At 67.3% G+C, this 20,983-nt stretch carries 19 protein-coding genes; 13 read left to right on the forward strand and 6 right to left on the reverse strand.

Features of this window, described 5'->3' with window-relative positions; translation table 11 throughout:
- Positions 1–23 precede the first annotated feature (23 nt).
- Genes moaA through gloA2 form a run of 4 tightly spaced genes read left to right on the forward strand, consistent with a single transcriptional unit; the run spans position 24 to position 3,847 of the window.
- Positions 24–1,028: a GTP 3',8-cyclase MoaA gene (moaA, locus tag AC2IR1_RS15660; RefSeq protein WP_486472902.1), complete on the forward strand. Its 1,005-nt coding sequence runs from the start codon at positions 24–26 to the stop codon at positions 1,026–1,028.
- Positions 1,029–2,342, forward strand: a complete 1,314-nt coding sequence (locus AC2IR1_RS15665) for a 3-deoxy-D-manno-octulosonic acid transferase (RefSeq protein ID WP_486472903.1) — start codon at positions 1,029–1,031, stop codon at positions 2,340–2,342.
- 55 nt (positions 2,343–2,397) lie between these two features.
- Positions 2,398–3,450 (forward strand): glycosyltransferase family 4 protein, encoded by a 1,053-nt coding sequence (locus tag AC2IR1_RS15670; RefSeq protein ID WP_486472904.1) that lies wholly within the window; start codon positions 2,398–2,400, stop codon positions 3,448–3,450.
- A 13-nt stretch (positions 3,451–3,463) separates the two neighbouring features.
- On the forward strand, positions 3,464–3,847 hold the full coding sequence (gene gloA2 / locus AC2IR1_RS15675; RefSeq protein ID WP_486472905.1) for an SMU1112c/YaeR family gloxylase I-like metalloprotein: 384 nt from the start codon (positions 3,464–3,466) through the stop codon (positions 3,845–3,847).
- Here gloA2 and AC2IR1_RS15680 read toward each other — a convergent pair.
- The 5 genes from AC2IR1_RS15680 to AC2IR1_RS15700 all read right to left on the reverse strand — a co-directional run bounded on the left by AC2IR1_RS15680 (position 3,844) and on the right by AC2IR1_RS15700 (position 10,253).
- Positions 3,844–4,710 carry an MBL fold metallo-hydrolase gene (locus AC2IR1_RS15680; protein WP_486472906.1) on the reverse strand — a complete coding sequence of 289 codons (867 nt, stop codon included), beginning with the start codon at positions 4,708–4,710 and terminating at the stop codon, positions 3,844–3,846. The two genes, gloA2 and AC2IR1_RS15680, sit on opposite strands and share 4 nt — an antisense overlap.
- A 73-nt stretch (positions 4,711–4,783) precedes the next feature.
- Complete coding sequence (locus AC2IR1_RS15685) at positions 4,784–5,950, reverse strand: M20 aminoacylase family protein (RefSeq protein ID WP_486472907.1); 1,167 nt, start codon at positions 5,948–5,950, stop codon at positions 4,784–4,786.
- Between the two features lie 48 nt (positions 5,951–5,998).
- Positions 5,999–7,159, reverse strand: a complete 1,161-nt coding sequence (locus tag AC2IR1_RS15690; RefSeq protein ID WP_486472908.1) for a M20 aminoacylase family protein — start codon at positions 7,157–7,159, stop codon at positions 5,999–6,001.
- A 1-nt stretch (position 7,160) separates the two neighbouring features.
- Positions 7,161–8,324: an acetylornithine deacetylase gene (gene argE / locus AC2IR1_RS15695; protein WP_486472909.1), complete on the reverse strand. Its 1,164-nt coding sequence runs from the start codon at positions 8,322–8,324 to the stop codon at positions 7,161–7,163.
- A 93-nt stretch (positions 8,325–8,417) separates the two neighbouring features.
- Positions 8,418–10,253, reverse strand: a complete 1,836-nt coding sequence (locus AC2IR1_RS15700; protein WP_486472910.1) for an ABC transporter ATP-binding protein — start codon at positions 10,251–10,253, stop codon at positions 8,418–8,420.
- A 267-nt stretch (positions 10,254–10,520) separates the two neighbouring features.
- On the opposite strand from AC2IR1_RS15700, the gene AC2IR1_RS15705 reads away from it, so the two are divergent.
- The 8 genes from AC2IR1_RS15705 to AC2IR1_RS15740 all read left to right on the forward strand — a co-directional run bounded on the left by AC2IR1_RS15705 (position 10,521) and on the right by AC2IR1_RS15740 (position 16,821).
- Complete coding sequence (locus AC2IR1_RS15705; protein ID WP_486472911.1) at positions 10,521–12,227, forward strand: peptide ABC transporter substrate-binding protein; 1,707 nt, start codon at positions 10,521–10,523, stop codon at positions 12,225–12,227.
- A gap of 154 nt (positions 12,228–12,381) precedes the next feature.
- Positions 12,382–13,404 carry an ABC transporter permease gene (locus tag AC2IR1_RS15710; protein ID WP_486472912.1) on the forward strand — a complete coding sequence of 341 codons (1,023 nt, stop codon included), beginning with the start codon at positions 12,382–12,384 and terminating at the stop codon, positions 13,402–13,404.
- Positions 13,397–14,362 (forward strand): ABC transporter permease, encoded by a 966-nt coding sequence (locus tag AC2IR1_RS15715; protein WP_486472913.1) that lies wholly within the window; start codon positions 13,397–13,399, stop codon positions 14,360–14,362. The genes AC2IR1_RS15710 and AC2IR1_RS15715 overlap by 8 nt, the downstream gene beginning before the upstream one ends.
- A 146-nt stretch (positions 14,363–14,508) precedes the next feature.
- The gene (locus tag AC2IR1_RS15720) at positions 14,509–14,916 is read left to right on the forward strand and encodes an EF-hand domain-containing protein (RefSeq protein WP_486472914.1); all 408 of its coding nucleotides are present in this window, start codon (positions 14,509–14,511) and stop codon (positions 14,914–14,916) included.
- Positions 14,917–15,032: 116 nt separating this feature from the next.
- Positions 15,033–15,326, forward strand: a complete 294-nt coding sequence (locus tag AC2IR1_RS15725; protein WP_486472915.1) for a hypothetical protein — start codon at positions 15,033–15,035, stop codon at positions 15,324–15,326.
- 107 nt (positions 15,327–15,433) lie between these two features.
- Positions 15,434–16,012 (forward strand): RNA polymerase sigma factor, encoded by a 579-nt coding sequence (locus tag AC2IR1_RS15730; protein WP_486472916.1) that lies wholly within the window; start codon positions 15,434–15,436, stop codon positions 16,010–16,012.
- 10 nt (positions 16,013–16,022) lie between these two features.
- On the forward strand, positions 16,023–16,403 hold the full coding sequence (locus tag AC2IR1_RS15735) for a hypothetical protein (protein WP_486472917.1): 381 nt from the start codon (positions 16,023–16,025) through the stop codon (positions 16,401–16,403).
- A gap of 10 nt (positions 16,404–16,413) precedes the next feature.
- Positions 16,414–16,821, forward strand: coding sequence for a hypothetical protein (locus AC2IR1_RS15740; protein ID WP_486472918.1), 408 nt, complete (start codon positions 16,414–16,416; stop codon positions 16,819–16,821).
- Between the two features lie 10 nt (positions 16,822–16,831).
- Here AC2IR1_RS15740 and AC2IR1_RS15745 read toward each other — a convergent pair whose 3' ends face one another.
- Positions 16,832–17,254, reverse strand: a complete 423-nt coding sequence (locus AC2IR1_RS15745; protein WP_486472919.1) for a PaaI family thioesterase — start codon at positions 17,252–17,254, stop codon at positions 16,832–16,834.
- A 400-nt stretch (positions 17,255–17,654) separates the two neighbouring features.
- Here AC2IR1_RS15745 and AC2IR1_RS15750 point away from each other — a divergent pair, with 400 nt between their 5' ends.
- A complete protein-coding gene (locus tag AC2IR1_RS15750) occupies positions 17,655–20,978 on the forward strand; it encodes a protein kinase domain-containing protein (RefSeq protein ID WP_486472920.1) in 3,324 nt (1,107 codons plus the stop codon).
- The last annotated feature ends 5 nt before the right edge of the window (positions 20,979–20,983 follow it).

A 20,983-nucleotide genomic window follows, 5' to 3' on the forward strand; every position in this document is an offset into this window, starting at 1 on the left:
CCCCGCCCCCCTAGGTTCTGCCCATGCAAAGACCCCTCGTCGATCCCTTCCAGCGGGCCATTTCCTACCTGCGCGTCTCGGTCACCGACCGGTGCGATTTCCGCTGCGTCTACTGCATGGCGGAAAACATGACCTTCCTGCCCAAGAAGGAACTGCTGACGCTGGAAGAGCTCGACCGGATGTGTTCCGCCTTCATCCGCATGGGCGTCGAAAAGCTGCGCATCACCGGGGGCGAACCCCTCGTGCGGCGCGACATCATGACATTCTTCCGCGCCATGTCCCGCCACCTGGACAGCGGCGCCCTGAAGGAACTGACGCTGACGACCAACGGCTCGCAGCTGGCACGTTTCGCCGCCGATCTGGCCGCCGCCGGGGTGCGCCGCGTGAATGTCTCGCTCGACACCCTGGACGAGGAGAAATTCGCCCGCGTCACCCGCTGGGGCCGCCTGCCCCAGGTCATGCGCGGCCTCGATGCGGCCCAGGCGGCCGGTCTGAAGGTCAAGCTGAACGCGGTCGCCCTGCGCGGTTTCAACGAGGAAGAGCTCTTCTCCCTCGCCGAATTCTGCGCCGAACGGGGCATGGACCTCACCTGGATCGAGGTCATGCCCATGGGTGACATGGGCGAAATGGACCGCATCGGCCAGTACTGGTCGATCCGCGACGTCCGCGCCCGGCTCGAAAAACAGTATACGCTGACCGACCTGACCGAAAGCTCGGGCGGGCCGGCCCGCTACGTCCGGGTGAACGAGACCGGCCAGAAGATCGGCTTCATCACCCCGCTCAGCCACAATTTCTGCGAAAGCTGCAACCGGGTCCGCATGACCTGCACGGGGGAGCTTTTCATGTGCCTGGGCCAGGAAGACATGGCCGACCTGCGCACGCCCCTGCGCGCCTCGGCCGAGGATGCCCTGCTCGACCAGGCGATCCGCGATGCCATCGCGCGAAAGCCCAAGGGCCACGATTTCGACTATTCCCGGAAGCAGGCAGGCGGACAGATGTCCCGCCACATGAGCCACACGGGCGGCTAGATGGCGGCCCGGCACGGGGCGCCGACGCCCTTCTATCGCTTCTACTGCGCCGTTGCGGCGTTGACCGCCCCGCTGATGTGGCGCCGCGTCTCTGCCAAGCTGCAGGCCGAAGGCACGCCCGCCGCCCGCAGGCAGGAACGCCTGGGCCACGCCACCCTGCCCCGGCCCGATGGCACGCTCTTCTGGTTTCACGCCGCAAGCGTGGGGGAAAGCGTCTCCGCGCTCGGCCTCGTGGAAGAGGTGCTCCAGCGGCAACCGCAGGCCCATGCGCTGATCACCTCCGGCACGGCAGGCGCGGCCAAGGTGCTTGCCGGACGGCTGCCCGACCGCTGCCTGCACCAGTTTTCGCCGCTGGACAGCGGCGCGGCCCTGAAACGCTTCTTCGCCCACTGGCACCCCGATGCCGGGATCTTCGTCGAAAGCGAGATCTGGCCGCAGATGATCGTGCGCGCCCGCGCCACCGGCATGAAACTTGCCCTGATCAACGCGCGCCTTTCCAAAAGCTCTCAGCGCAACTGGCGGCGCTTCAACCGGACTTTCCTGTTCCTGATGGATCAGTTCGCCCTGATCCGCACCCAGGATCGCGCAACCCTGGATGCGCTGCACGATCTGGGCGCCGATACCGCGCGCGTGGGCCAGGGGCCGAACCTGAAGGCGATGATCACGCCGCCGCCGGTGGACGCGGCGGAACTCTCCGCCATGAAGGCCGCCTTCCCCGCCCCCTTCTGGGCCGCCGCCGCCACCCATGCGGGCGAAGAGGCGCAGGTTCTGGAGGCCCATCTCGCGGCCCGTGCCCAGATCCCCGGCCTGCGCCTGCTGCTGATCCCGCGACACCCGACGCGCGCCGGTGAAATCCTGGCGGAGATCCGGGCCCGCGACCTCTCCGTCGCTCAACGCTCCGCCGGGGATCCGCCCGACGCGGCAGAGGTCTACCTGGCCGACACCCTGGGCGAGATGGGGCTGTGGTATGCTCTGGCCCCCTTCGCCTTCCTCGGCGGCTCCTTGTGCGATGCGGGCGGGCATACGCCCTATGAACCCGCCTGCTTCGGCACGCCCGTGCTGCACGGGCCCCTCTATGCCAATTTCACCGAAACCTACGCCACCTTCGACGGCGCAGGCGCCGCCCTGCAGGTCGCCGGGCCCGAGGCGCTGGCGCAGCAGGTCACCCGGCTGCTGACGGACGCCACCGCCCTGGCCCAGCTTTCCGCGCGGGCGCGCCATCTGGGCGAGGATCAGCGCGCGGGCCTTGGCGCCGTGGCAGAGGAACTGCTGCAGGCGCTCGGCCCCCTTCCCGCCTCCGCCCCCCTCGTGTAAGCCCGGCGCAACACCACCCGGCCGCACACCAAGGGGCCCCTCCGGAGAGACCGCCATGACGACCCCCGACATTTCCGAGATCGAGGTCATCGCGCCGAACTTCAAGAAGCGCATGTCCGGCGTCACCTCCACCGTTTACCGGCTGGTCCCGCTGCAGGCCCGCGATATCGCCATCGCCACCTGCGGCCCGACCATCCCCGACGCCCTGCCGCAGATCCCCGTCTCTGCCCTGCCGACCCTACCGCGCAACCGCACCCGGGTCTGGCACGCGCGCCGCAACAACGAGATGCTGGCGGGCATCGCCCTGAAGCGGCTGATGGGCAAGCGACTGAAACTGCTCTTCACTTCCGCCGCGCAACGCGACCACAAGGGTTTCACCAAGTGGATGATCCGCCAGATGGACCGGGTCGTGGCGACCTCCGCCCGCTCCGCCTCCTTCCTCGAAGTGCCTGCCACCGTGATCCACCACGGCATCGACGCCAGCCTCTTCGAACCCGCCGCCGACAAGACCGCCCTGCGCGCCGAACTGGGCCTGCCCGCCGGGCAACTGCTGGTCGGCTGCTTCGGCCGGATCCGTTACCAGAAGGGCAATGACCTCTTCATCCGGTCCATGCTGCGCCTGCTGCCCTCGCGCCCGAACGTCACCGCCGTGATGATGGGCGGCGTCACCGACAAGAACCGCGATTTCCTCGCCGGGCTCAAGCGGGAGGTGGCCGAGGCCGGTCTTTCCGACCAGGTGATCTTCCTGCCCGAGGATCCGCACTGGGACATCTCCCGCTGGTTCAAGGCGCTCGACCTCTACATCGCGCCGCAACGCTGGGAAGGCTTCGGCCTGACCCCGATGGAGGCGATGGCCTGCGGCGTGCCCGTCGTCGCCACCACCGCCGGCGCCTTCCAGGACTTCATCCCCGACGGCACCGCCGGCACCATCGTCCCGGTGGAGGATCTGGACGCCCTGACCGCAGCCACCGCCGCCCTCCTGGACGATGACGCGACCCGCACCGCCTGGGGCGCTGCCGCCCGGGCGCATGTGCTGGAAAGCTGCCTGATCGAACAGGAAGCCGCCACCCTGGTCGGCATCTACCGAGAGATGCTGGCCGAAGACTGACCAAGGGGGGGCCATGCTGAAACGCTTCCATCACGTCGCGATCATCGCCGGGGATTACGCCCGGTCGAAGGCCTTCTACACCGAAGTGCTGGGCCTCTCGGTCGTGGCCGAGACCTACCGCAAGGAACGCGACAGCTGGAAGCTCGACCTCGCCCTGCCCGGCGGCGGCCAGATCGAGCTTTTCTCCTTCCCCGACGCCCCCACGCGCCCGACCCGGCCAGAGGCACAGGGCCTGCGACACCTCTGCTTCGCGGTCGACGATCTGGACAAGACGGTGGCGGAGCTGACGGCGAAGGGCGTTGCCGTCGAACCGATCCGCATCGACGAAGGCACCGGCGCCCGCTTCACCTTCTTCGCCGATCCCGACGGCCTGCCGCTGGAACTCTACGAGATCTAGAACAGCGCCACGCCCGCATCCCGCGCGGCCACCACCGCCGCCAGGTTGGACCGGTGAAACCCGCGGTAGAAATCTCGCACCGGCTCCGGCATCGTCGTGGGCCAGTCCAGGAAATCCTCGGCCATAAAGCCCGCCCGACGGTCGCTCACCTCGCCCTCGGCCCCCGCCACAGCGACGACCAGCGCGCGGAAATAGGCCAGGTTTCTGTCGACCACCGCCGGGTCTGCGCTCTGCCCATGGGCCAGCACCACCTGCCGCGCCCCCAGATCCCGGATCCGTTCCAGCGACCGCAGAAGCAGGTCCAGGTCTCCCGGTGCGGCGCTCCAGACCTCGGGAATGGGATCTTCCACCGCATCCACGGCCAGGCAGGTCGCGAGCTCTGGGATCCAGACCGAAACATGGTCGGGAGTATGGCCGGGGGTGTGCAACAGCTCCAGCGTCAGGTCGCCGCCGTGCAGCGCCATCCGGGGTCCGGCAAAGGTGATCGTGGGTTCGATGATCCTCACCCCGGCAAAGCGCGCCTCCTTCGCCGCCATCTCCGACAGCACCCGCGCGGGCTCACCCCCGGCAAGGCGCTTCAGCGCCGTCTCATGGGCAATGATCGGTGCCCCTGCCACCGCCGCATTGCCCCAGAAATGATCCCAGTCCATGTGCGAATTTACCACCAGCAGGGGCAGGTCCCGCAGTTGATCCGCCAGCAGGTCCAGCGCCCGGGCGCACATCCCGGGCGTCGACAGCGTATCCACCAGCACCCCGAACCGCGCGGTCCGGACAAAGACCGCATCCACCTCGTCCCCTGCGCGCAGCACGCTGATCCGGGGATCCAGCCCCGGGTAGCGCGCCAGCCTCACCTCTTCCGACATCCCGCCCCCTCTGACCATCAAAAAGGGCGCCGCCCTGCGGCGACGCCCTCTCAAGCAACCTAAACGTAACCGATCACGCCTCGACCGGCATCCGCTTCTCCACGATCTCCGCCCACCAGGAGCAGCCCGCGGGGATCGCATCATCGTTGAAGTTGTATTCCGGGTTGTGCACGTCGGCGCTGTCGCCGTTGCCCACCAGGATGTAGGCGCCCGGGCGCTCTTCCAGCATGTAGGCGAAATCCTCGCCGCCCAGGGTGATCGGCGCATAGGCGCAATCGCCGGAAACGGACTTGGCCACCTCCGCCGCGAACTCGGTCTGCTCCTCGGAGTTGACCATCGCCGGATAGCCCGGGAACCAGTCGATCTCCGCCGTAGTGTCAAAGGCGGCTGCGGCCTGTGCGACCACGGCCTTGAACCGCTCTTCCGCCAGCTCGCGCATTTCCCTGGTCATGGTCCGGATCGTGCCGCGGATCGTGACATGGGCCGGGATCACGTTGAAGGCCTTGGAGGAGCTTTCGATCGAGGTCACGGAAATCACCATCTGGTGCACCGGGTCCGCGTTACGGCTGACGATGGACTGGATGGCCCCCACCACGTGCGAGGATGCGACAATCGGGTCGACGGTCTGATGCGGCTTGGCGGCGTGACCGCCCCGGCCCACCACCTTGACCTCGAACTGGTCGGTGGCGGCAAAGAACGGGCCGGAGCGGATGGCGAACTGCCCGACCGGGATCTTGGGCCAGTTGTGCATGCCGTAGACCTCGTCGATGCCGTATTTCTCCATCAGCCCGTCCTGGCACATCTCCAGCGCGCCGGCGCCGCCCTCTTCGGCCGGCTGGAAGATCACCACCACGGTACCGTCGAAGTTGCGGGTTTCGGCCAGGTACTTGGCCGCGCCCAGAAGCATGGCGGTATGGCCGTCATGGCCGCAGGCATGCATGGCGCCCGGTGTCTTCGACGCATAGTCCAGCCCCGTCGCCTCCTCGATCGGCAAGGCATCCATGTCGGCACGCAGGCCGATCACCTTGCCCGAGCCATTGGCACGGCCCTTGATCACGCCGACGACGCCGGTGCGACCCAGACCGGTGGCAATCTCGTCACAGCCGAATGCCTTCAGCTTTTCGGCCACCACGGCAGAGGTCCGGTGGGTTTCATAAAGGATCTCGGGGTTCTCGTGCAGGTCACGGCGCCAGGCGGTGATTTCGTCCTGCAGCTCTGCGAGGCGGTTCTTGACGGGCATATCGGGGCTCCTTGAAGTCTCGGGCTATGTCTGGTGCGGGATCGACGGTCAGCGGGGCATCGGCAGGCGGCTTTCGGCCAGCTCCGCGATGAAGCTCATACCATAGGGAATGATGGCATCGTTGAATTCATATTCGGGGTGGTGAAGGCCCGCGCTCTCTCCGTTGCCGATCAGGACATAGGCGCCGGGCCTGCGGCGCAGCATCTCGGCGAAGTCATCCGCGCCCATGACCGGCGGGAAATCCGTGGTCGCAGCAGAAACCGCGTCACCGGCGGTGGCGGCATAGCCCACCTGCTCGGCATGATTGATCAGCACCGGCGGCCCGGGCAGGAAGGTCACCTCGGCCTCCACGCCGAATGCTGCGGCAGTGGCCGTCGTGACCTGCTCGATCCGCGCGCGGACCTGCTCCTGCACCGCGTCGTCATGCACCCGGTAGGTGCCCTTCAGATGTACCACCTCGGGGATGACGTTGTAGGTGTTGGTCTCCGTCCGGAAGCCGCAGATCGACACCACGGCATTCTGCACCGGGTCGACGTTGCGGCTGACGATGCTCTGCAGCGCGGTCACCACATGGGCGCCCGCCAGCGTCGTGTCGATGTTGAGGTTGGGCATGGCCGCATGGCCGCCCTTCCCGGTCAGCACCACGTCGAACCGCTCCGGCGCGGCAAACTGCGGCCCCGCGCGCATGGTGAAGGCGCCGGGCTCCAGCCCGGGCCAGTTGTGCATGCCATAGACCTCGTCGATGCCGAACCGTTCGATCAGCCCGTCCTCGATCATCGCCCTTGCGCCGCCGCCGCCCTCTTCCGCCGGCTGGAAGATGCAGACGAAGGTGCCCGCGAAATTCCGCGTCTCAGCCAGGTACTTCGCCGCCCCCAGCAACATAGAGGTATGGCCGTCGTGACCGCAGGCATGCATCTTGCCCGCCACGGTGGAGGCATGGGGCAGCCCCGTCGCCTCCTCGATCGGCAGGGCGTCCATGTCGGCGCGGAAGGCCACGGCGCCCCCCGGTGCCCGGCCGCGGATCACCGCGACCACACCGGTCTGCCCGACGCCCTCGACCACCTCGTCACAGCCGGCCTCGCGCATGCGCTCTGCCACGAATTTCGCCGTCTCATGTTCCTCGAAACGCAGCTCCGGATGGGCGTGCAGGTGACGGCGCCAGCCGCCCACCTCCTCCGCCATCTCCGCAATGCGGTTGCGCACCGGCATCTCAGGCCTCCATCATCGTGATCAGGCGGCGCATGAAGTCGAGACCCTTCTCGAACTGCTCCACCGTGATGAATTCATCGGGCTTGTGCGCCTGTTCGATGTTGCCCGGGCCGCAGACCACGGCGGAAATGCCTTCCGCCTGGAAATACCCCGCCTCGGTACCGTAGCTGACCACGTGGGATCCGTTGTCCCCGGTCAGCCCGCGCACCAGCCGGTCGGCGGCGCCATCCTCTTCGGGCGTCAGCCCCTTCGAATTGAAAAGCCGCGTCAGCTTGATCGAGGCATCGGGATGCACCGCCTGCATCTCCGCCTCCAGCTTGCGGACCTCCTGGGTGTAGGCCTCGGCGTAATCCTCCGGCTCCTCGCCGGGAATGCAGCGGAAGGACATCACGAACTCGCAGTACCCCGCGGTGATGTTATGCGCCGTCCCGCCGGAAATCAGGCCCACATGGGCATTGGTCCAGGGCGGATCGAACATCGCATCGGTGCCCTCGGGCGTCTTCGCGGCGTTCTCTGCGTTCACCCGGTTGCCCCAGTCGACCAGCTTTGCCGCCTCCATCACGGCGGATACGCCGGTATAGGCGATGGAGCTGTGCACCTCCACGCCCGTGACCTCGGTGCGGATGGCAAGGCCGGCCTTGTGGCCCGACACCACCTGCATCTCGGTCGGCTCCCCGATGATCGCCACGGCGGGCATGGGCACCTGGGGCAGGCAATCCTGCAGCAGCGGGTCGGCGCCCAGCAGGCCGATTTCCTCGTCATAGGTGAAGGCAAGGTGCAGCGGTTTGGACAGCCGCCGAGACGAAGCCTCCGCCAGGGCCCAGACCGCCAGCGCGTCGAAGGTCTTCATGTCAGCGCAGCCGCGCCCGTACATCCTGCCCTCGCGCTCCTCCACGGTGAAGGGATCGCTCGACCAGTCCTGGCCATCCACCGGCACCACGTCCGTATGGCCCGAAAGCACGATCCCGCCCTCTTCGGCGGGCCCCACGAAGGCCCAGAGCCCGGCCTTCGGCTCGCTGGGGTGCAGGTGGCGCACACAGGTCGCGCCATGTGCCTCCAGGTAGGTCTGCACCCAGTCGATAAGGGGAAGGTTGCTATCACGGCTGACCGTGGGGAAGGAGATCAGTTTCTCCTGGATCTCGCGGGGAGACAGGCGGGACGTCATCGTCTGGTCTTTCCTGGCACACGGGGCAAGCCGCGCGGCTGTGTCTGGGTCAAGTGACGGCGGGCACCGGCCCGCCGGTCGCGGCGGCAGGTCTCAGTACCCGCTGTCGGTGGTCAGGACGAAATGATCCTTACCGACCTGGCTGTAGACCGAAGGTTCGGCCACGTAGTCCAGATCGTGGATCGGCGACGGGATCGGCTTGAAGTTCAGCTCCCGCTCCGACTTGCGCTGCAGCGGATCGGCGATCGGCACGGCCTTCATCAGCGCCTTGGTGTAGGCGTGCTGCGGGTTCTCGAAGACGGCCTGCCGGCTGCCGATCTCCACGATCCGGCCAAGGTACATGACACCCACCCGGTGGCTGACCCGTTCGACCACCGCCATGTCATGGCTGATGAACAGGAAGGACAGGCCAAGCTCGGCCTGAAGTTCCATCATCAGGTTCACCACCTGCGCCTGCACCGACACGTCCAGCGCCGAAACGGCCTCATCCGCGACGATCAGCTTGGGGTTCAGCGCCAGGGCACGGGCAATGGCGACGCGCTGGCGCTGCCCGCCCGACAGCTCGTGCGGGAAACGCCGCATGAAACTGCGCGGCAGCTCGACCCGGTCGAACAGCATCTCGACCCGCTCCTGCATGGCCTTGCCCTTCAGCGTGCCGAAGTTCTTCATCGGCTCCGCCACCTGGTCCGACAGCTGCATCTGCGGGTTCAGAGAGGCGAAGGGATCCTGAAAGATCATCTGCATGTCCAGGCGCGCCTTCCGCAGATCGCGATCGTTCAGCGCCATGATGTCGGTATGATCCAGCTCGATCTGGCCCGACTGCGGCTCCACCAGGCGCAGGACGGACCGGCCGGTGGTCGACTTGCCGCAGCCCGATTCGCCCACCAGGCTCAGGGTCTGACCGCGCTTGATGTCGAAACTGACGTCCTCCACCGCGTGCACATTGGCCACCGTCTTGCGCATGATGCCGCCTTTCACGGCAAAGCGCGTCGTCAGGTTCTTCACCGACAGCAGCACCTCGTCCTTGCCCGGGATCGGCTCGATCTTCTGCCCCTCGACCCCGAACAGCTTCATCGGCTCCGGCAGCGGCTTGCCCGTCATCTCACCCAGCTTCGGCACGGCAGCCAGCAGGGCCTTGGTGTAATCGTGCTTGGGCGCGTTGAAGATCTCCGCGACCGGGCCCTCTTCCACCTTGTTGCCCCGGAACATGACCACAACGCGGTCGGCCATCTGCGCCACCACGGCCATGTCGTGGGTGATGAACATCACCGCCGTGCCGGTTTCCCGCTTCAGCCGGTCCATCAGCGCCAGGATCTCTGCCTGGATGGTCACGTCCAGCGCGGTCGTGGGTTCATCCGCGATCAGAAGGCGCGGCTCGCAGGCCAGGGCCATGGCGATCACCACCCGTTGACGCATGCCACCGGAAAGCTCGTGCGGGTACTGTTTCAGGCGCCGCTCCGGCTCCGGGATGCGCACCTCGCGCAGCAGATCCACCGCCTTCGCCATCGCCTCGGACTTCTTCATGCCCTTGTGCAGCATCAGCCCCTCGGCCAGCTGGCGCCCCACGGTGAACACCGGGTTCAGCGCCGTCATCGGCTCCTGGAAGATCATCCCGATCTCGTTGCCCCGGATCGTCCGCATCAGCGACTGGTCCGCCTTCGCCAGGTCCAGCTCTTTTCCGTCCTTCCGGTCAAAAATTAGGCGCCCCCCCGCAATTTTTCCGCCGCCGTACTCGATCAGCCGCATCAGCGAGAGAGAGGAAACAGACTTGCCGGAGCCGGATTCGCCCACGATGCAGACGGTCTCGCCCGGGTTGATCTGGAACGAGACATCCTCGACCCCGATCACCGGCCCATCCTTTGTTTCGAAGGAGACACGCAGGTTTTCGATACGCGCGATAGGGTGTTCGGAGCCGGGAGTGTCGAGCATGGGATCGCCTTGGTCAGGAGTGTCCCCAGAACGCTACAGAGGCGCTCGCGAAAAAGTCAAACACGACCGGTGCCGCCGCTACGGCACCTCGCGGCCGATCACGTTTGCTCACATCCAAGGGTTGCTTTTTGATCGAATCCGATCTTCGATAATCCCATCCAAGGGTGGGATCGGCGCCTGGCGACCTTGCGGTTCGCCAGGCGCTCTGGGTCTCGCCTGCGGCAACGATCGGGCCAAAGAGGCCCGGCACTCAACTGGGAGATACCAATGAATCTGAGAACCGTCCTTCTCGGAGCGGCCGCCCTGTCGGCCATTGCCCCGGCAGCCTTTGCCGAGCGCGGCTCCGACGGCCAAGTCAACATCATCTACTGGCAGGCGCCGTCGATCCTGAACCCCTACCTCTCCGGCGGCACCAAGGACATCGAGAGCTCCTCGATGATCATCGAACCGCTGGGTCGTTTCGACGAAACCGGCGCCCTGGTGCCCTGGCTCGCCGCAGAGATCCCCACCGTCGAAAACGGCGGCGTGTCCGAGGATCTGACCTCGATCACCTGGAAGCTGAAAGAGGGCCTGCTGTGGTCCGACGGCACCCCCGTCACCTCCGCCGACGTGGTCTTCACCGCCGAGTACTGCATGCATCCCGAAGGCGGCTGCGCCCAGCTGTCCAAGTTCGATGCCGTCTCCTCGGTCGAGGCAGAGGATGACCTGACGGTCAAGGTGACCTTCAAGGCGCCCACGCCCAACCCCTACCTGCCCTTCATGGGCGGCCAGTCCCCGATCATCCAGAAGGCCCAGTTCGAAAGCTGCCTCGGCGCTGCCGCCTCGACCTGCACCGAGCAGAACTTCAACCCGATCGGCACCGGCCCCTTCGTGGTGGACGAGTTCAAGCCGAACGACGTGATCACCATGTCGGCCAACCCGAACTACCGTGACCCCGCCAAGCCCGCCTTCGCCTCCGTGACCTTCAAGGGTGGCGGCGATGCGGCAGCGGCCGGTCGCGCGGTTCTCGAAACCGGCGAATTCGACTACGCTTGGAACCTGCAGCTGGCCCCCGAAGTCATCGCAGAGATGGAAAAGGGCGGCAAAGGCACCACCGTGGCGGCCTTCGGCACCCTGGTCGAACGGATCGAGATGAACCTGACCGACCCGTCCCCCGACCTGCCGGCAGACATCCGCGCCACCCGCGAAGCGCCCCACCCCATCCTGTCGGACGAACGCGTGCGCAAGGCCCTCTCCATGGCCATCGACCGCGAGATCCTGGTGGAAATCGGCTACGGCCAGGCCGGTCGCCCGACCTGCAACCTCGTGCCCGCGCCCGATCTCTACGCCTCGCCCAACACCGACTGCATCGGCCAGGACCTGGAAGGCGCCAAGGCCCTGCTGGAAGAGGCCGGCTGGACCGACACCGACGGCGACGGCATCCGCGACAAGGACGGCATGAAGCTGTCCCTGCTCTACCAGACCTCGACCAACGCCGTGCGCCAGAACTTCCAGGATGCCATCAAGGCATGGTGGGGCATGATCGGCGTGGAAACCGAGCTGCGCAACGTCTCCGGCTCCGTCTTCTTCGGTGGTGACGCGGGCTCCCCCGACACCTTCCAGAAGTTCTATGCCGACGTCGAAATGTACGCCAACAACTTCGACGGCACCGATCCGCAGGCCTACCTGTCCATGTACCGCTGCGGCAACGAGCCGAAGCCGTCCTCCCAGTGGCAGGGTGAGAACATCAACCGCTTCTGCGATCCGGAATACGATGCCCTGCTCGACGAGCTGGCAGCGACCGGCGAACTGGACAAGCGCGGCGAGATCGCGATCCGCCTGAACGAGATGCTGACCAAGGACAGCTACACCATCGTTCCGCTGGTTGACCGTGGCCGTGTCTCCGCCCATTCCAACACGCTCGGCGGCGTGGTCCTGAACACCTGGGACTCCGAGCTGTGGAACGTGGCCGACTGGTACCGCATCAAGGACTGATCCTTGCAACGGGGGGCCGGGTTCCGTGCCCGGCTCCCCACTCCCCCGCCTGACCTTGTCTGTCTGACCGCTGCAAGATCCTTCGGGCCGGGAACGCCCGAACCGTCCTTGCGGTCCGCCTTTCGGGGACAGCGCCAAGACGCCGGGATCCTCCATGCTCAATTTCACCCTCCGACGGCTGCTGATCGCCGTCCCCACCCTGCTTGCCAGCGCCATCGTCATCTTCGGCCTGCTGCAGCTCGCCCCGGGCGATCCGATGGCCAACGTGCCGCTGACGGTGCCGCCCGAAGTGAAGCAGAAGATGCGCGAAGCCCTCGGCCTGGGCGAACCCATCCACATCCAGTTCTGGAAATGGCTGGTCCAGTTCTTCTGGATCGAACCCCAGGTCCTGATCGACAACATCTTCGGCACCCACCTGGCCGACGGCAAGCTGCGCGTCATCTCCTGGCAGACCCGTTCGCCGGTGATGGACATCGTTGTGCAGCGCCTGCCGCAGACCCTCTGGGTCGTGGGCACCTCCTACGTGGTCGGCATCCTGATCGCCCTGCCGATCGGCATCTACTCCGCCTACAAGCAGTATTCCGTCTTCGACCAGGCCGGGACGTTCATCTCGATGGTGGGCTACTCCGTGCCCACCTTCTTCACCGGCGTTCTGCTGATCGTGATCTTCTCGGTCAACATGCCGCGGGAAAGCTTCTTCTGGTTCCCGTCGATCTACGACACGACGCATGAGGTCGACAGCTGGGCCGCCCTGGGCTTCCAGGTGCGCCAGATGTTCCTGCCGGTGATGGTGCTGGCGCTCTACAATGCCGCGCAGATCTCGCGCTTCATGCGGGCCTCGATGCTCGACAACCTCAACCAGGACTACGTGCGCACCGCGCGCGCCAAGGGCCTGGGGGAACGGGTCGTCGTGCTGGTCCACGTGCTGCGGAACTCGCTGATCCCCGTCGTGACCGTCATCGCGCTCGGCGTGCCGCAGGTCTTCGGCGGCGCCATCATCACCGAACAGGTCTTCAAGGTGAACGGCCTCGGCCACCTGCTCATCGGCGCCATCGAAGCCAACGACCTGCCCATGGTCCAGACCCTGACCTTCATCTTTGCCGTGCTGATCGTGGTGTTCAACCTCGTCGCCGACGTCCTCTACGGCATCCTCGACCCGCGGATCCGCTATGACTGACGAACTCGACGACATCACCCCCACGACCGGGGGCGCAACCCAGGCCGGCGGCGTGCTCGCCGGGCCCATGCCCTCCGCCCCGCCGCGGTCCCAGTGGAAAGAGGTCTGGGTCCAGTTCCGCCACCACAAGGGCGCCATGGCCGGCGGGATCGTCTTCGTGCTGATCCTCTTCGGGGTCTTCGCCGGGCCCTGGCTCTGGCCGCTGGATCCGGCCGCGATCGACTTCCGTGCGCGCAACGTGGGCCCGACGCTGGCCCATCCCTTCGGCACCGACCAGCTGGGCCGCGACATGCTGGCCCGGATGATCGAAGGCGGCCAGGTCTCCCTGGCCGTGGGCGTCACGGCGATGCTGCTGGCGCTGGTGCTGGGGACGCTGATCGGCGTGCTCTCGGGCTACTTCCGGCGGCTCGACAACGTGCTGATGCGCCTGACGGACCTCTTTCTGGCCCTGCCCCTGCTGCCGCTTCTGCTGGTCATGGTGCTGCTCTTCCGCGAACCGCTGGCCAAGGCCTTCGGGATCGAGACGGGCATCTTCATCCTCATGGTCACCGCCATCGGCGTGACCTCCTGGATGCCCACGGCCCGGATCGTGCGCGGCGACGTGCTGGCCCTCAAGGAACGGGAATTCGTCCTGGCGGCGCGCTCCATCGGGACCACCAACGCGATGATGATCGCCCGGCACATCCTGCCCAACGTGATCTCCCCCATCGTGGTGTCGGCCACCCTCGGCATCGCCAATGCGATCATCACCGAGTCGGCGCTGTCCTTCCTGGGCCTCGGCTTCCCGCCGGACTTCCCCACCTGGGGCCGGCTGCTCTTCGACGCGGTGGACTACATGCAGCAGAACCCCGAACGGGTGGTCATGCCCGGCATCGCCATCTCTCTCACGGTGCTGTCGGTCAACTACCTGGGCGACGGGCTGCGCGACGCGCTCGATCCCCGGATCCGCGGCCGCTGACGCCACGCCACCCACACGCCCCGAAAATACCCGGCCTCACCCGCCGGGTATTTTTTTGCGGAAAGGCCAAATTTCCCGCCGGGCCCGCGTAGGCCTTTCCCCCTGGCGCCGTAGTGCAGGGTGAAAGCAACGAACGGAGCCCAACGATGAACCGACAGCTTCTTCTTCCCCTCGCGCTTCTGGCGCTGGCCGCCACCCCGGCGCTGGCGCAGAACGGCGCCCGCCAGGCCCAGGCGATTGCCCAGGCCGACACCAACGGCGACGGCATGGTCAGCCGGGACGAGATCGCGGCCCGCAAGGTCGGCGTCTTCTCCCGCCTCGACGGCAACGGTGACGGCTACATCACCCAGGCAGAGGCCGACCGCATGCGCCGCATGTTCGAACGCTCGATGAACGGCGCCGCCTTCACCGAGGCCGACACCAACAACGACGGCGCCCTGTCCCAGACCGAATTCACCACCTATTCCCCCATGTTCGCCGCCGCAGATACCAACGGCGACAACCTCCTGTCGCAGGCCGAGATCACGGCCATGCGCCAGGCCCTGCAGAACTGACCCCCGACAGATTTCTGCAGGGCACTCCCCCCAGAGGCAGCAGCCCCCTCGATGACCCTGACAGGCGGCGCCCTTCGTCCCGAAAGCGCCCGCCCCTCCCTCGAAAGGACTTTGACATGAAACGTATCGCAACCCTCACCACCCTGATGATCCTCGCCGCCGCCGGGGCCCAGGCCGACAGCAGCCGCACCACCACCTTCGGCAACGGCGCCTCGATCACCTCCGAACGCAACTGCGTGCGCATCGAAGGCCAGGCGGCCGAATGCGACAAGACCACCACCGCCACCAACCAGTACGGCGACAGCGCCACCAAGTCGCGCAACCGGGTGACCTCCTCCGATGGCACCACCGTCACCCGGCAGGGCTACGGCGGCGCCACCACCACGACCACCCGCAGCGTGAACCCGTAACCCCGGGGCCAACGACGGCCCGCACCGGGTCCCGGGGGATTTGTCCCGCCCCCGGGGCCGCGGATTGATGTAAAGATGACAGGCAATGAGACGAAACGGAGCCACAGGTGATCTCGCAGCAGGCCCCCCTGCCAGAGGATGCCCCCGAGGACGCGATGCTGCTTGCGCGCATCAGCGCCGGGGAGGAAGCCGCCCTGACCCTGCTGATCGCCCGACACGGGCGGGCAGTACGGGCCGTGGCCGCGCGCTACCTGTCCGACATGGCCCTGGCCGAGGATATCGTCCAGGAAACATTCCTGAAGGTCTGGACCCGCGCGTCCTCCTTCGACCCCGACCGGGGGCAGGCGAAATCCTGGATCTTCCGGATCGCCACCAACCTGTGCACCGACCGCTACCGGCGGCAGAGGCTGGGCTTCTTCCTGGGCTTCGGCCCCGACGATCCCGAACCGGCAGCCGACCAGCCCGGGCAGGATCGCCAGTATGCCGCCCGGCAGGATCTGGACCGCGTGCGCACCCGCATCGCCGCCCTGCCGCAGCGGCAGCGCATGGCGCTGCTGCTCAGCGCCGCCGGCGGTCTCTCGACAGCGGAGATCGCGACTTCTATGCAAACAAGCCCCGGCGCGGTGGAACAACTGCTCGTCCGGGCCCGGCGCACGCTGCGTGCCGCGCTCGACGAAACTGACTGAGGAGACGACCATGACCAAGCCAGACGGAAAACCGGAAGACGGTTTCGACCTGCTCCTCGATCGGGCCATCCACGAGGACCTGCGCGACACCGCACCCGAATTCACCACCGCCCGCATCCTGCGCCAGGCGAAACAGGCCGAGGCGCGACGCCCCGGTGCGGGCCGCCCCGCATGGCGAGGCAAACGCCTGCGCGCCGGGCTTCACATCGCCGTTCCCACCCCGGGTCTGATCGCCGCCAGCTTCGCCGCGCTGCTGCTTGCCACCCCGGTGGCCATCGCCAAATGGCCCGCCGGAGGCGACGCCATGGACCGCACCATCATCGCCCTGGCCAGCGGCGACCCGCTTGGCCTCGACCCGACGCTGCGCCTGCTCGCCCGGCCCGGTCGGTAAGGAGAAGAAAATGTCCCTGCGTCGCCGCTTCCCGCTTGTCCTCTGGGCCGTCCTGGCCCTCTCCCTGATGCTGAACGCCGTGGCCATCGGCGTGGCCTGGCGCCTCAACGACCTGCGCGCCAGCTTCAACGGCGAAACCGAAGGGTTCCGCGCGTTTTCACAGGATGTCACCGCCGGCGTCCTGCTGTCGATGAGCGACCGGAAGGAGGACTTCCGCGCCGGGCTGGATGAACTGGGCCAGGCACGCCGCCGCATGTTCGAAGCCGCCGCCGCCCGCCCCTATGACCGCGCCGCCGTCGAACAGGCGATGCGCGACGTGCGCGAGGCCACGACAGAACTTCAGACCCGGGCCCAGGCGCTGATGCTGCAGGAATTCGATAACCTCGCGTCAGAGGACGTCGACATCACCCTGGACTGACGGCCCCTGATCAGTCGGGCTTGCGGGGCGCGGGCCTGCGGGCGATCGTGCCTTGGGCGGCGGCCACGGCCTTTTCGGTCCCGTCGGGTTGCTCGCAGAAGATATCGCAGCGGCACACCGCCTGGCTGGCCCCGTGCGACAGCACCTCGCCCCGGGCCAGCAGCCGCCGACCCTGCGCCGGGCGCAGGAAGTTGATCTTCCATTCCATCGTCAGCACCTCCTGCAGGACAGATCCCCCCGCAAAGGTCAGCGCCATGTCCGCCAGCGTCGCGCTGACGCCACCATGCACGAAGCCGTTGTGCTGCATGTGATGCGGCGCGATCTCAAGCACCAGTTCACAGCCCCCCGGCTCAAAGCGCGTGATCTCCACGCCCACCAGCTGCGAAAATGGCTGCGCCGCCAGGATCTCCTGGCCAAACGGCATCAGGTCCATCGCTCTCTCCTCCCCCCGAAGGGTATCTGCTCCCCCCTCCACCCTGCCGGTCCCGGCTGCGGGGTCCAGCACGACGTCACGTCGATCACGCACCCCAACACCCGGCGCACCGCCTGCCGCAACCCCGGCGCGCACCGCGCAGGCCCGCTCCCGCAAGGGATGCAAGGGCCCGAAACCACTGCCGAATTCTCCTGCCGCCCGGGCTGCCCGAATATGGTGCAACCCTGCCACATCTCTGCTTTCCGCCCGGTCATGACGGTCATTTTCACGGGCCAGACCCCACGCCACCTGTTTTGATGGCGTCAACTCCGCTTTTTCCGACCGGCGCCTTCCAGCCGATCCAACTGGGCGAAGCCGGGGACGAGGTGTTAACAGTTTGATTTCAGATAGATAATTATCCATGCCCGCATCCGATGTCGCTTTCCACGCTGTTGAATCACCGGAAGAATCGTCTTTCGCCTATCCGCTGACCGTCACCGCCGCGAAGGTCGATATGGGCAGCTGGTGCGAACCGGGGGATGCGGTCTATGCCGTGGTCTCCGCCGATGGCCGCCGCCAGACGCTGAAGACCCCGCACGCCGGCTACGTCCACCTGCGCCTTGCGGTCGGCCAGAAGATCGACGGTCGCACCGTCGCCTTCTTCGTCAACGACAGCCGCCAGGTCTCCCCCTCCGAAGCCGTCCGGGCAGAGCAGGACGGCACCGCCGCCCCCGCCGAGGGCGATGAATACCTGCTGGACGCGCTGCCCAACGGCACCCGGCTGAACAATGGCCAGTTCACCATCACCCGCTACATCGACGCGGGCGGTTTCGGCATCACCTACTTCGCCGAAGACAACCTGGGCCGCCGCTTCGTGCTCAAGGAATGCTTCCCCAACTCGATGTGCGCGCGCAACAGCCTGCGCGTCTCCGCCCGGGCGAGCAAGTTCAAGGGCGACCTGCAGAAATGCGTCGACCTCTTCCTGAAAGAGGCCCGCATCCTCGCCCGGATCTCCTCGCCCAACGTGGTGCATGTCTCGGCGCTCTTCACCGACAACGACACCGCCTACATGGCGCTGGATTTCATCAACGGCCGCACCCTGTCGTGGTACCTGGAAAACGACCCCTCGGTCTTCGATCCGCCCTTCGTGACGGACTTCCTTCGCACCATGCTGCAGACCCTCGCCCAGATCCACGAGGCCGGGATCCTGCACCGCGACATCGCGCCCGACAACATCATGCTGGATACCGAAGGCACGCCGATCCTGATCGACTTCGGCGCGGCGCGGGCGGAACAGGCCGTCGCCTCGCGCATGGTCTCCTCCATGGCGATCTGCAAGGACGGTTTCTCCCCCTTCGAATTCTACGACGTGCGCAGCACCGCCGCGCACCGCCCGGCCTCCGACCTCTATTCCCTGGCCGCCACGGTCTACGCGATGATCACCCATCGCATGCCGCCGGCCTCGGTCACCCGGCAAAGCGCGGTGATGCAGGGCGATCCCGACCCGCTGAAGCCGCTGACGGGCAATTTCCCCGGCCACGACCCGGCGCTCCTGGCCTCCGTCGAAACCTGCCTCTCCCTCGGCATCCGCGATCGCTTCGCCTCCGCCACCGACTGGCTCGCCGCGCTGAAGGCCCCGACCTCACCACCGCCCCCTCCGCCGCCCCCGGGGCCCGACACGGACCAGCCGGACGGTGCGCAACCGGACGAGGTCACGTCCGACCCGACAACCGGCCCCCGGCCGGGGCCAGCGCCCTCCGAAGGCCCAGCCCCCTCCAAAGGCCCCGCCCCCTCCGAAGGTAACGTCACCATCGCGGCGCTGTTGCGGCAGATCCTCCTGTCGCGGGAAACAAAGCCCTCCGACGCGCCGGTCTCTCCGACCTCCTGGATCATCTCCTGGGGGAAGGACCTGACCCGGATCGCCGGGGACCTGCACCAGGCGGGGCAATGCTTCGGCGTGCTGACGGTCGATGATGTCGAACTGCTGCGCGATGCCTGGGAAACCGCGCAGCTGCGCCCGGATTTCAAATCCCTCGGCTTCTACCGCGCCCTGGGCCGTGCCCGCCGCGGGCAGATGGATCGCGGCACCTGCGCGCCCGAACTCACGGCCAAGGGCGCCCGCACGGGCGAGGCCTCCGACGTCTACACCCTCGCCGCCGTGCTCTTCGAAGGGATCACCGGCGCGCCCTATCCCGGGGATCGCACAGCCGTGGCCGCCGCCCGCGACCGCTACAACGCCGCGGAGTGGGAATTCGAGCGGATCCTGTGCCCCGTCCTGCACTGGGCGCTGAACCCCGATCCGGCGGGTCGCCCCACCCTGGATCAGCTGCGCATCGCCCTGAACGGGGACGTGCCCCAGGCCGCCCGCGATGCCTTCGCCGGGGCCGGAAAGGAGGAGCAGCCCCAACCGCAACCCCAGCCTAAACCAAAGCCCGAGCCGAAACCCCAGCCCCAAGCCAAACCCCAGCCGAAACCCGCACAGCCATCCCAACCGCCCTCCGGCGGCAGCGGCACAACCTCCCTCGCGCCCCGGCTCTCCGACCACATGGCAGAGCTTTCGGCCGGCCGTCAGCTGCGCCCCGTGCCCCGGCAACCCCTGGCGCCCGAAGCGGATGTCATCGCCTGGGGCCAGACCCTGCTGACCCTCGCCCGCCAGATGCACCTTTCGGGCCGCACCCTGGGCATCCTCACGCAGGAGGATCTGCGCCTGCCCGAGGGCGGAGAGCTGACGCTGGTGTCGCGTTTCGAGGACAGCGGCTTCTACCGAAAGCTCAGCCGCGCGCAGCAGCACAAGGCCTCCTCCGCCACCTGCGCGCCGGAACTGCTGCAAAAGGGCGGTCGCACGGGCGAGGCAAGCGATGTCTACACCATCGCCGCCCTGCTCTATCGCTGCATCACCGGCGACAAGGTGCCCGATCACTACCCCACCGTCGAAGCCCTGCCGCGCAACTACGACGGGCTGCCCGCGCTCTACCATGCCGTGGCCGCAGCCCTGTCGCCCGATCCCTCCATGCGCCCCTCGCTGGAAGACATGCAGGGCTACCTCAAGGGCCGTGCCCCCGGCACCTCCGCCACGCCGAAGCCCGCCCCCGGGAAGGCCAACGACAGGACAAGTGACACGGCGCGTGCCAAGACGAGCGAAAGGGCCAAACCCGCACCCGGCCCCGCCGGCGCAACGACTTCGACCTCGCCCTCGACTTCCGGCACCACTGGCCCCACCAGCGCCTCCTCCTCCGGAGAGTATTTTGCCGAAGGCCTCTCCGGGGTGTTCGCCGCGCTGACCGGTCCCTTCCTGCTGACCCTCTGCGCGACCGTCTATGCCGCCAGCGTCGATGCGCTACCCGCCTTCATCGAACCGCTGCGCTCGGTCACGCGGGAGCTGCGCATCGCGATCACCGGGGAATTTCCCGACACCACGCCGGTGCTGACCTTCCCCTCCGCGATCATGCTGGCCTGTGCCGCGCTGGTCACCTGGCTGATCCACCGTCAGCAGAAAAAGGGCCGCGCCCGGGCGGCGCAGGGCGGGGCCAACGATGCGGCCTTCAACCGGCTTCTGGTCCTGCCCGCCCTGGGCTGTGCACTCTTCCTGGGCCAGCTGCCCTTCATGCTGACCACCGAACAGATCATCGGCCCGTCCGAGATCACCACCCCGCCCTCCGCCACCCTCATCTTCGGCCTCTGCGCCGTCTTGGGCCTTGCCATCGGCGCCGTCACCGCGCGTCGTGGCCTCAAGGGCTACCGCTAACCGCT

The sequence above is a fragment of the Pseudooceanicola sp. NS-SX8 genome, assembly GCF_057380755.1.